11 protein-coding genes and 2 pseudogenes are annotated in these 11,078 nt (G+C 64.8%); all 13 read left to right on the forward strand.

The genetic code is table 11. The features are described from left to right. Positions 1-546 (forward strand): annotated as a pseudogene (locus VN856_RS05355) (homoserine kinase); the annotation flags it as partial. Between the two features lie 313 nt (positions 547-859). Beyond that, positions 860-2,641: a transcription termination factor Rho gene (gene rho / locus VN856_RS05360; protein WP_414686873.1), complete on the forward strand. Its 1,782-nt coding sequence runs from the start codon at positions 860-862 to the stop codon at positions 2,639-2,641. 111 nt (positions 2,642-2,752) lie between these two features. Beyond that, positions 2,753-4,360 carry a fatty-acid--CoA ligase FadD1 gene (gene fadD1, locus VN856_RS05365; protein ID WP_325686886.1) on the forward strand — a complete coding sequence of 536 codons (1,608 nt, stop codon included), beginning with the start codon at positions 2,753-2,755 and terminating at the stop codon, positions 4,358-4,360. Positions 4,361-4,517: 157 nt separating this feature from the next. Further along, positions 4,518-4,760, forward strand: coding sequence for a 50S ribosomal protein L31 (gene rpmE, locus VN856_RS05370; protein ID WP_325686887.1), 243 nt, complete (start codon positions 4,518-4,520; stop codon positions 4,758-4,760). Positions 4,761-4,861: 101 nt separating this feature from the next. Beyond that, positions 4,862-5,926, forward strand: coding sequence for a peptide chain release factor 1 (gene prfA / locus VN856_RS05375; RefSeq protein WP_325686889.1), 1,065 nt, complete (start codon positions 4,862-4,864; stop codon positions 5,924-5,926). Beyond that, complete coding sequence (gene prmC, locus VN856_RS05380) at positions 5,923-6,774, forward strand: peptide chain release factor N(5)-glutamine methyltransferase (protein WP_325686891.1); 852 nt, start codon at positions 5,923-5,925, stop codon at positions 6,772-6,774. Before prfA ends, prmC begins: the two co-directional genes overlap by 4 nt. Continuing rightward, positions 6,771-7,424, forward strand: a complete 654-nt coding sequence (locus tag VN856_RS05385; protein WP_325686893.1) for an L-threonylcarbamoyladenylate synthase — start codon at positions 6,771-6,773, stop codon at positions 7,422-7,424. Before prmC ends, VN856_RS05385 begins: the two co-directional genes overlap by 4 nt. 51 nt (positions 7,425-7,475) lie before the next feature. After that, positions 7,476-8,666 (forward strand): MraY family glycosyltransferase, encoded by a 1,191-nt coding sequence (locus tag VN856_RS05390; RefSeq protein WP_325686895.1) that lies wholly within the window; start codon positions 7,476-7,478, stop codon positions 8,664-8,666. Between the two features lie 223 nt (positions 8,667-8,889). Next, a complete protein-coding gene (locus VN856_RS05395; protein WP_325686897.1) occupies positions 8,890-9,339 on the forward strand; it encodes an ATP synthase subunit I in 450 nt (149 codons plus the stop codon). Beyond that, the gene (gene atpB, locus VN856_RS05400) at positions 9,332-10,084 is read left to right on the forward strand and encodes a F0F1 ATP synthase subunit A (protein WP_325686898.1); all 753 of its coding nucleotides are present in this window, start codon (positions 9,332-9,334) and stop codon (positions 10,082-10,084) included. Before VN856_RS05395 ends, atpB begins: the two co-directional genes overlap by 8 nt. Before the next feature lie 77 nt (positions 10,085-10,161). Next, positions 10,162-10,407, forward strand: a complete 246-nt coding sequence (locus tag VN856_RS05405; protein WP_219067094.1) for a F0F1 ATP synthase subunit C — start codon at positions 10,162-10,164, stop codon at positions 10,405-10,407. 8 nt (positions 10,408-10,415) lie between these two features. Continuing rightward, a complete protein-coding gene (locus VN856_RS05410) occupies positions 10,416-10,922 on the forward strand; it encodes a F0F1 ATP synthase subunit B (protein ID WP_325686900.1) in 507 nt (168 codons plus the stop codon). A gap of 7 nt (positions 10,923-10,929) precedes the next feature. Then, positions 10,930-11,078: pseudogene (locus VN856_RS05415) on the forward strand (F0F1 ATP synthase subunit B/delta); the annotation flags it as partial.

The following is an 11,078-nucleotide window of genomic DNA, read 5'->3' on the forward strand; positions in this document are numbered from 1 at the left end:
TTGTCGTCGGAGTTCGAGGGCCATCCCGACAACGCCGCCGCCGCGGTACTGGGTGGGGCGATCGTCTCGTGGACCGATTCCAGTACCGGGCCGCCCGCGTACTCCGCGGCGCAACTGCGCTTGCACCCCGACATTCGCCTGTTTCCGGCCATTCCTGTGCAGCGTTCGTCGACGGTGGAGGCCCGGGTGCTGCTGCCGAGCGAGGTCAGCCACGAGGACGCCCGTTTCAACGTCAGCCGCGCGGCCCTGCTCGTGGTGGCGCTCACCGAGCGGCCTGACCTGCTGCTGCCCGCCACCGAAGACGTACTCCACCAGCCGCACCGTGCGCCTGCGATGCCCTCGTCGGCGGAATTTTTGCGGCTACTGCGCCGTTACAACGTCGCAGCTGTGCTTTCCGGAGCCGGTCCGGCGGTGATCGCGCTGAGCACGGCTGCTGACCTGCCCGCAGAGGTGACCGATTTTGCGGCTGCAAACGGGTTCGCGGTCAGCGAAATGACGGCAGGCGACGGGGTACGCTGGAGTTCGGGTGTAGCAGTTCGCAGCTAGCGTCGCCAGACGCGGCGGAGGGTCTTCTTGCTTCCGGCATCGAAGCAGGTTATTCTCGGAGCCGTCCAGCAATCGCAGCATCTGCATCTGCGTCGACAGTAGGACGAATACCAAATTCTTCTCGTGGACGATGGTTCGCCATTGAAACCGCCATTCTTGGCAATCACCGTTTCAGAGTCGATCTTTGGCAGCACTCGGCGAATTGGCCGAATGCCACGAACCCCTCGCTTGATTCGATCAGCGAGGGAGAGAAAGGAAATCCGTGACTGATACGGACCTCGTTACGGCTGGCGACAGCACCGAAAATGACAAGCTGTCCAACCCCGTGACTCCAGAAACTTCCAGCGAGAGCGACGCACATTCGAGCGCGTCCGATGGTTCGCTGGCAACCATGGTGCTTCCCGAACTGCGCGCGCTGGCCAATCGGTCCGGCGTCAAGGGCACCTCGGGAATGCGCAAAAGCGAACTGATCGCCGCGATCCGGGCAACCCGGCAAGGCGGCCACGCCAACGGCGCGTCGCCCAACGGCGGCGCTGGCGGTGAATCAGAGGACAACCGCGACACCAAGGTCGCCAACAGCCACAGCGACTCCGCGGTCGAAGACGCACCGCGTAGCGATTCCGGCGAGCGGCCATCCTCCGGCGACAACGCGGGGGAGCAGAACAACCGGAACGACAAGAAGCAACAGAACGAGAACGACAAACCCGCCCGCGACCAGCAGGACAAGTCCGACGACCGCGAGTCCGACAAGGACTCCGACCGTGGCGGCGACCGACAGAACTCCGGCGGACAACAGAACCGCGGCGGCTCGAACCAGAACCAGAACCAGCAAGACGACGACGGTGACGGCCGCGGCGGCCGCCGAGGCCGCCGATTCCGCGAACGCCGGCGTCGCGGCGATCGGCCGGGTGACGGTGGCGGCGGCGGTGACACCGAACTGCGGGACGATGACGTCGTTCAGCCGGTCGCCGGCATCCTCGACGTGCTCGACAATTACGCGTTCGTGCGCACCTCCGGTTACCTCGCCGGCCCGCACGACGTCTACGTGTCGATGAACATGGTGCGCAAGAACGGCTTACGCCGCGGCGACGCGGTGACCGGCGCAGTCCGGGTGCCCAAGGATGGGGAACAACCCAACCAGCGGCAGAAGTTCAACCCCTTGGTGCGTTTGGACACCGTCAACGGCGGCCCGGTCGAAGACGTCAAGAAGCGTCCCGATTTCACCAAGTTGACGCCGTTGTACCCCAACCAGCGGCTACGGCTGGAAACCACCCCCGACCTGCTGACCACGCGGGTCATCGACCTGATCATGCCGATCGGAAAGGGTCAGCGCGCACTGATCGTGTCGCCGCCCAAGGCCGGTAAGACCATGATTCTGCAGAGCATCGCCAACGCGATCACTCAGAACAACCCGGAATGCCACCTGATGGTTGTGCTCATCGACGAGCGCCCTGAAGAGGTCACCGACATGACGCGATCGGTCAAGGGCGAGGTCATCGCCTCGACGTTCGACCGGCCGCCGTCAGACCACACCTCGGTCGCCGAGCTGGCCATCGAGCGCGCGAAGCGACTCGTGGAACAGGGCAAAGACGTCGTCGTGCTGCTCGACTCGATCACCCGGCTGGGCCGCGCGTACAACAACGCGTCGCCGGCGTCGGGCCGCATCCTGTCCGGTGGTGTCGACTCGACCGCGCTCTACCCGCCGAAGCGTTTCCTCGGCGCCGCCCGCAACATCGAGGAGGGCGGATCGTTGACGATCATCGCCACCGCGATGGTCGAGACCGGATCCACTGGTGACACAGTCATTTTCGAGGAGTTCAAGGGGACCGGTAACGCCGAGCTCAAACTCGACCGCAAGATATCCGAGCGTCGGGTGTTCCCCGCCGTCGACGTGAACCCGTCGGGTACTCGAAAGGACGAATTGCTGCTGTCGCCGGACGAGTTCTCGGTCGTGCACAAGCTGCGCCGCGTCCTGTCCGGCCTGGATTCGCACCAAGCCATCGACCTGTTGATGTCACAACTGCGAAAGACCAAGAACAACTACGAGTTCCTGGTTCAGGTGTCGAAGACGACCCCGGGCATGGACAACGACTAAACCGGCGATTAGCACACCGCCTCTGCCGGGCAACATCGCCCGTCCCGCTTTGCAGCTCACGGTGCGGCGGTAACCTGCGCCTGTCGTAATCCGACGGGAAAGCGGTGAGCCGTGGCGGACACTATTCAGCAACTGCTTCGTACCCGCATGGGCGACTCCACGCCGGCGGTCAAATACGGCGATCGGGTATGGACCTGGCGTGAGCATCTGGCGGATGCCTCGGCGTCCGCCGCCGCATTGATCGGCATCGCCGATCCCAAGCGCCCACTGCACGTCGGCGCGCTGCTAGGCAACACACCCGAGATGCTCACCGCGATGGCGGCGGCCGCACTCGGTGGCTACGTGCTGTGCGGCATCAACGACACGCGGCGCGGCGCGGCGCTGGCCAAAGACATCGTGCGCGCCGACTGCCAAATGCTGCTCACCGATCCGGACCATCGCGCGCTGCTCGACGGACTGGATCTGCCCGGAGTTCGCGTCCTGGACGTCACCAGCGACGAGTGGTCGGGCCTGCTCGCGGCGCCCGGACCGCTGGTGCCGCATCGCGAGGTCGTGCCGACGGACACGCTTATGATGATCTTCACCTCGGGAACCAGCGGCGAACCTAAGGCCGTCCAGATAACTCACTTGACCGTTATCTTCGCCGGCGCCAACCTGATTGATCGGTTCGAGGTCGATTCGTCGGGCACCTGTTACCTGTCGATGCCGCTCTTTCACTCCAACGCCCTGCTCGCCGGCTGGAGCGTGGCGGTCGGCTCCGGCTCGGCGATGGTGCCCGCCACCTTCTCGGCGTCCGGTCTGCTGTCCGACCTACGCCGCTATGGCGCCACCTACATGAACTACGTCGGCAAGCCGTTGGCCTACGTGCTGGCCACTCCCGAGCAGCCCGACGACGCGGACAACCCGCTGCGGGTCGCGTTCGGGAACGAGGCCAGCGACCGCGACATTGCCGAATTCAGTAGGCGTTTCGATTGCACGGTCTGGGACGGCTTCGGCTCCAGCGAAGGCGCGATCATCATCACCCGCGAGGACGGCTGCCCGCCCGGCTCGCTGGGACAAGGCTTTCCGGGTGTCGGCATCTACAACTCCGACACGCTCGCCGAATGCGCGGTGGCCGAGTTCGATGACCACGGCACGCTGATCAACCCCGACGACGCGATCGGTGAGTTGGTCAACACTACCGGGGCGGGCATGTTCGCCGGCTATTACAACGACCAGGAGGCCACCGACGCGCGCCTGCGGAACGGCATGTTCTGGTCCGGCGACCTTGCCTACCGCGACGCCGACGGCTGGATCTACTTCGCCGGCCGCAGCGGGGATTGGTTGCGGGTCGACGGGGAGAACATGACCACCGCTCCGATCGAGCGCATCCTGCAGCGGCTGCCGGCAGTCAGCCAGGTCGCGGTGTATGCGGTACCCGATGAGCAGGTGGGGGACCAGGTGATGGCGGCCTTGGTGCTGGTGGACGGTGCCGACCTGACGCCGGCCGACTTCAGCCGATTTCTGGCAGGCCAGCCGGATCTCTCACCGAAGGCCTGGCCGCGGCACGTCTGGACCACCGACAGCCTGCCCACCACCGCCACCAACAAGATCCTCAAACGGCAGCTGAGCGCGCAGGGCAGCACCCCTGACGGCGGTCTGCTGTGGATTCGGGTCGGCCGCGACACCGGTTACGCCGTCGTCGACCGTTCCAGCAAAGCCCAGGTCAGCCCGGGTTAGCGTCGGCGCCGCCCCGGGAATGCGCGGACGGCGGCAGGCGTTTAGGGACACAGCGGCTGAGCTGGCATAATCAACAGCCGAAGTTCAGGTTCCGGTTCACGTCCTTCGATGACCAGCACATTGGGCGACCCGGCGACCGACTACTGAAGAGGACACCATGAAAGCTGACATTCATCCCGCCTACGGCGAGACCACCGTGGTCTGCGGTTGCGGTAACACCTTCCAGACCCGCAGCACCAAGGAAAACGGCCACATCGTGGTCGAGGTCTGCTCGCAGTGCCACCCGTTCTACACGGGTAAGCAGAAGATTCTGGACAGCGGTGGCCGGGTCGCTCGCTTCGAGCGGCGTTACGGCAAGCGCAAGGCCGGTGCCGAGAAGGAAGCCTCGGCCGACAAGTAGCAGGATCGACGCCCGAACTGTCGCGTTCACCGCACAGGACGGGCGTCGTTTTGCGTTCGGAGTTGTTCCGATAGTGAGCCGGCTCGCGCGGAAGGAGGAGCATGACTCAGGCGATTGACACGCTGGTGGCCGAGCATGCCGACCTCGAGCGTCAACTGTCCGATCCCGAACTGCACAACGATCCCGCCAACGCGCGCAAGGTCGGGCGCCGGTTCGCGCAACTGGCCCCGATCGTCGCGACCCACCGCCAGCTCACGTCGGCGCGCGACGATCTGGAAACCGCGCGCGAATTCGCCGTCGATGACGCGTCGTTCGCCGACGAGGTCACCGAGCTGGAAACCCGGGTCGATGAGTTGGAGACCAAGCTCAGCGACATGCTGGCGCCACGCGACCCGCATGACGCCGACGATGTGGTGCTCGAGGTCAAATCCGGTGAGGGCGGCGAGGAATCGGCGCTGTTCGCCGCGGACCTGGCCAGGATGTACATCCGCTACGCGGAACGGCACGGCTGGAATGTGACGGTCCTGGACGAGACCTACTCGGATTTGGGTGGCTACAAAGACGCGACGCTGACGATCGCCAGCAAGGGCGACTCGGCCGACGGCGTGTGGTCGCGCCTGAAATTCGAGGGCGGCGTGCACCGCGTGCAGCGGGTGCCGGTCACCGAATCCCAAGGCCGCGTTCATACTTCGGCGGCCGGCGTGCTGGTCTATCCCGAGCCCGAAGAAGTGGGTGAGGTGCAGATCGACGAGTCGGACCTGCGCATCGACGTCTACCGGTCATCCGGAAAGGGCGGCCAGGGCGTCAACACCACCGACTCGGCGGTCCGAATCACCCACCTGCCCACCGGAATTGTGGTCACCTGCCAAAATGAGCGTTCGCAGCTGCAGAACAAGGCACGCGCGATGTTGGTGCTGGCCGCTCGACTACAGGCGTTGGCTGAAGAACAGGCGCTGGCCGACGCGTCGGCGGACCGGGCCAGCCAGATCCGCACGGTGGACCGCAGCGAACGCATCCGGACCTACAACTTTCCGGAGAACCGGGTGACCGATCATCGCATCGGTTACAAGGCGCACAATCTCGATCAGCTTCTCGACGGAGACGTCGACGCACTCTTCGACGCTCTGAGCGCCGCCGACAAGCAGTCCCGGCTGCAGCAGGCATGACAACTCGGCTGCGCTCCGCGATCGACTCCGCGACGACGCTGCTCGCAGACGCTGGAATCGACTCCGCGCGTTACGATGCCGAGGAATTGGCGGCGCACGTCGCCGGTACCGAGCGCGGCCGGCTGTCTCTGCTCAGCCCACCCGACGACGTGTTCTTCGACCACTACAACGCCGCGGTCACGGCGCGATCCCGCCGCGTACCGTTGCAGCACCTCACCGGCACCGCCGCGTTCGGGCCACTGACGCTGTCGGTCGGTCCCGGGGTTTTCATCCCACGCCCGGAAACCGAGGCGATGCTGGAATGGGCGGTCGCGCAGACTCTTCCGGCCAAACCCGTCGTCGTCGACGTCTGCACCGGTTCGGGTGCGCTGGCGCTCGCACTGGCGCGGCATTGGCCGTACGCGCGGGTGATCGGCCTCGACGACTCCGATGCCGCGCTTGATTACGCGCGCAAAAATGCCGCCGGCACTCCGGTGCAGTTCGTGTGCGCCGACGTGACCGATCCGGGTGTGCTGACCGAGCTGGACGGCCAGGTCGATCTCGTGGTGTCCAACCCGCCGTATGTGCCAGATGGCGCCGAGCTCGAACCCGAGGTGACTGAACACGATCCGCCACATGCTGTGTTCGGGGGCCCGGACGGCATGGCGGTGATTCCGGCCGTTACCCGGCTCGCGGGACGCTTGTTGCGCCCCGGTGGGCTGTTCGCCGTCGAGCACGACGACACCACATCTTCAGTGACCGCTGAAACGATCAGCAGCACACAGCTTTTCGACGATATCGTGGCACGAACCGATCTGACCGGACGTCCCCGATTCGTGACGGCCCGCATCAAGGGCGGCCGCAGATGAGCGACGTGATCGACTGCACCCACCCCGAACAACGTTCTCGTGGAATCTCATCGGCGGCTGCGGCCGTCAAAAACGGTGGGCTGGTGGTTCTTCCGACCGACACAGTGTATGGCGTGGGCGCCGACGCTTTTGACAGCGCGGCGGTGGCCGCGCTGCTGGCTGCCAAGGGCCGTGGCCGCGACATGCCGGTTCCGGTGCTGGTCGGCTCGTGGCACACGATCGACGGCCTGGCCCTCTCCGTCTCCACGGCGATGCGCGACCTGATCCGCGCGTTCTGGCCCGGCGCGCTGAGTCTGGTGGTCCGGCAGGCGCCATCGGTGCAGTGGGATCTCGGCGACGCTCGGGGCACGGTGATGCTGCGCATGCCGTTGCACCCTGTCGCGATCGAACTGCTGCGCGAGGTCGGGCCGATGGCGGTATCCAGCGCCAACGTGTCCGGCCGGCCGCCGGCAGTGGACGCGGAGAACGCCCGCGAGCAATTGGGCGATCTTGTCGACGTCTATCTCGATGCCGGCCCCTCAGCTCAACAGGCCGCCTCGACGATTCTCGATTTGACCGGTGCCGAACCGCGCATCTTGCGAGCCGGCCCGGTCAGTGCCGCGGGTATCGCCGAGGTGCTGGGCCTGGACGTCGCGAGTTTGTCCGGCTGACCTGGTAGGCGCCTCAGTTCGATCTCAGGGCGGTGCATTACGGTTTTTCGGATGGTCAGCGGTGCCGACAACCTCGCCGGCGGTCTGCTCGCACTGGCTGATCGTGGCGCGGGTGTCCCGTTGCGTGAGCTCGCGCTCGTCGGTCTGACCGCCGCGATCATCACCTACTTCGTGACCGGGCCGGTGCGCGTGATGGCGACCCGATTCGGCGCGGTGGCCTACCCGCGCGAACGCGATGTGCATGTGACGCCCACCCCACGGATGGGCGGGCTGGCGATGTACATCGGGGTCGTCGCGGCGGTGTTCCTCGCATCGCAGCTTCCGGCCCTGACCCGTGGTTTCGTCTACTCCACAGGCATGCCCGCGGTGGTGTGGGCCGGTGGGCTGATCATGGGCATCGGCCTGATCGACGACCGCTGGGGGCTCGATGCGCTGACGAAGTTCGCCGGTCAGATCACCGCGGCCAGCGTGCTGGTGACGATGGGGGTCGCCTGGAGCGTTCTCTACATCCCGCTGGGTGGAGTGGGGACCATCGTGCTGGACCAGGCGTCGTCGATCCTGCTCACGCTGGCGCTGACGGTGTCGATCGTGAACGCGATGAACTTCGTCGATGGTCTGGACGGACTGGCCGCCGGGCTGGGGCTCATCACCGCGCTGGCGATCTGCATGTTCTCCGTCGGACTGCTGCGTGACCACGGCGGTGACGTGCTGTTCTACCCGCCTGCGGTCATCTCGGTGGTGCTGGCCGGAGCCTGTCTGGGCTTTCTGCCGCACAACTTCCATCCGGCCAAGATCTTCATGGGCGATTCCGGTTCGATGCTGATCGGCCTGATGCTGGCCGCGGCTTCGACGACGGCCGCGGGGCCGATCTCACAGAACGCTTACGGCGCCCGGGATGTGTTTGCTCTGCTGTCGCCATTCCTCTTGGTTGTGGCAGTCATGTTCGTGCCGATGCTCGACTTGCTGCTGGCGATCGTGCGGCGCACTCGGGCGGGCCGAAGCGCGTTCAGTCCCGACAAGATGCACCTGCATCACCGTCTGCTGCAGATCGGTCACTCGCACCGGCGCGTCGTACTGATCATCTACTTGTGGGTGGGCATCGTCGCTTTCGGCACCGCAAGCACGATCTTCTTCAATCCGCGCGATACCGCCGCGGTCATGTTGGGCGCGATTGCGATTGCGGTTTTCGCGACGCTGATCCCGCTTTTGCGACGCCGTGACGACGTCTACGACGAGGAGTAGTAGGGTCCTGGTCGATGTGGTACGGTGCTGGTAGAACCCGAATTAACCTCGCGGGTTGCCGGCCACCGGCAGACGGAGTCCGCTCCGATCCTGTCGACTTACGACCGACAAAGGGGAGTTGTCCCTTGGGTGATGCGAGTGCGGTGAAAGCGCTCCGATACGCTCTACGGGCCACGCACGAGCAACCAAGCAACTCCCCCCGAACGAGGACTGAGGTGCTGCAGTGACTACACCAGCGCAAGACGCGCCGTTGGTGTTTCCCTCCGTTGCTTTCCGGCCGGTTCGACTGTTCGTTACCTCTCTTGCGCTCACCGTCGTCGCGGTCGCAATCGCTGCTTGGCTCGGCAGTCCGAAGGTCGGCTTGTTCTTCGGATTGGGACTTCTGCTGGGTTTGCTCAACGCCCTCGGTGTGCAGCGCTCGGTCGCGGCTATCACCGCGGATGCACACCCGCTGAAAAAGAAAATGGCGCTGAATTCAGCCACACGGCTGCTGGTCATCACGACGATCGGATTGGCGATCGCATTCGTCTTCCGGCCCGCGGGGCTTGGCGTGGTATTCGGGCTCGCGCTCTTCCAGGTGTTGCTGGTGCTGACGACGGCGCTCCCCGTGATGAAGAAGCTGCGTGCTGGGTCGGCCGACGCGATTGAAGGGACGGAAAACAGCAATGACTGAGGCGTTTCTGGCCGAAGGCGCGATCGAGGTCGGTCATCACGAAACCGCCAAGTGGTTCGGTTTGACCGTCAACGTCGACACCGTGACCTCGTCCGCGATCGCTGCCGTCATCGTCATCGGGCTCGCATTCTTTCTTCGCGCCAAAGTCACCTCGACGGGTGTTCCGGGCGGTGTTCAGTTGTTCTTCGAGGCGATCACCGTTCAGATGCGCAATCAGATCGAGAGCGCGATCGGCATGCGAATCGCACCGTTCGTGTTACCGCTTGCCGTCACGCTTTTCGTCTACATCCTGATCTCGAACTGGTTGTCGGTGCTGCCGTTGCAATACTCCGACCACGGGCAAACAACCGAGTTGCTCTCGTCGGCGGCGGCGGACATCAACTACGTGCTCGCGCTGGCCCTCTTCGTGTTCATCTGCTACCACGCGGCGGGGATCTGGCGCCGCGGCATCATCGGACACCCGGTCGCGGTGCTCAAGGGGCACGTTGCCGTGCTGGCGCCGATCAACGTGGTGGAAGAGCTTGCCAAGCCGATCTCGCTGTCGCTCCGACTTTTCGGCAATATCTTCGCCGGCGGCATCCTGGTCTCGTTGATCGCGCTGTTCCCGCCGTACATCATGTGGGCGCCCAACGCGATCTGGAAAGCATTCGACCTATTTGTCGGCGCGATTCAGGCGTTCATCTTCGCGCTGCTGACGATCTTGTACTTCAGTCAAGCGATGGAGCTGGAAGGGGAACACGAGTAAGACCGCAGGACAATCGCTGGCTCCCAACACCACAACAGACTTGGTAGACCGCTACCAAATATCAAGGAGGATAAGCAATGAACCCCACAATCGCTGCTGGCGCCCTCATCGGCGGCGGGCTGATCATGGCAGGTGGCGCGATCGGCGCCGGTATCGGTGACGGTGTCGCCGGTAACGCGCTGATCTCCGGCATCGCCCGGCAGCCCGAGGCGCAAGGCCGACTGTTCACACCGTTCTTCATCACGGTGGGTCTGGTCGAGGCCGCCTACTTCATCAACCTGGCCTTCATGGCGCTGTTCGTCTTCGCCACCCCAGTCAAGTAACAGTCGAGATGGGTGACATGAGCGCTTTGGTCGTTGCCGAGGGAGGGGGGAGCAACTTCCTCGTCCCTAACGGCACCTTCTTCGTCGAGCTGGCCATTTTCTTGATCGTGCTCGGCGTGATCGGCACCTTCGTGGTTCCGCCGATCTCGAGGGTGCTCAAAGAGCGCGAAAACATGGTCACCAAAACGGCTGCCGACAACAAGAAATCGGCCGAGCAGTTCGCCGCCGCCCAAGAGGACTACGAGCACGCATTGTCCGCGGCTCGGGTTGCGGCGTCGGCTGCTCGCGACGAGGCTCGGGCAGAGGGCCGAAAGGTCGTCGACGAAAAGCGTCGACAGGCCGAGGAGCAGGTTTCCTCGACTCTGCAAGACGCAGCCGAGCAGCTCAAGCGAGAGGGTGACGCCGTGGCTGCGGACCTTCGCACGCGGGTGGAGAGCCTCTCCACCACGCTGGCGAGCCGCATCCTCGGCGTCGAGATCTCCACCTCGGTCTCGGCCTCGGGTTCGGAGCGGTAAGCGCGAAATGTCAACATTCATCGGGCAACTCGTCGGGTTCGCCGTCATCGTCTGGCTTATCGTGCGGTACGTCGTACCGCCGGTGCGCAAGTTGATGGCGGACCAGCAGAACGCCGTCCGTCAACAGCTGGCCGACTCGTCGACCGCCGCCGATCG

The organism is Mycobacterium sp. (genome assembly GCF_035603715.1).
GTDB lineage: Bacteria > Actinomycetota > Actinomycetes > Mycobacteriales > Mycobacteriaceae > Mycobacterium.

Coding starts and splice junctions, on each gene's coding strand:
- rpmE (WP_325686887.1), top strand. CDS start 4,518: ATGAAAGCTGACATTCATCCCGCCTACGGCGAGACCACCGTGGTCTGC.
- prfA (WP_325686889.1), top strand. CDS start 4,862: ATGACTCAGGCGATTGACACGCTGGTGGCCGAGCATGCCGACCTCGAG.
- prmC (WP_325686891.1), top strand. CDS start 5,923: ATGACAACTCGGCTGCGCTCCGCGATCGACTCCGCGACGACGCTGCTC.
- VN856_RS05385 (WP_325686893.1), top strand. CDS start 6,771: ATGAGCGACGTGATCGACTGCACCCACCCCGAACAACGTTCTCGTGGA.
- VN856_RS05390 (WP_325686895.1), top strand. CDS start 7,476: ATGGTCAGCGGTGCCGACAACCTCGCCGGCGGTCTGCTCGCACTGGCT.
- atpB (WP_325686898.1), top strand. CDS start 9,332: ATGACTGAGGCGTTTCTGGCCGAAGGCGCGATCGAGGTCGGTCATCAC.
- VN856_RS05405 (WP_219067094.1), top strand. CDS start 10,162: ATGAACCCCACAATCGCTGCTGGCGCCCTCATCGGCGGCGGGCTGATC.
- VN856_RS05410 (WP_325686900.1), top strand. CDS start 10,416: ATGGGTGACATGAGCGCTTTGGTCGTTGCCGAGGGAGGGGGGAGCAAC.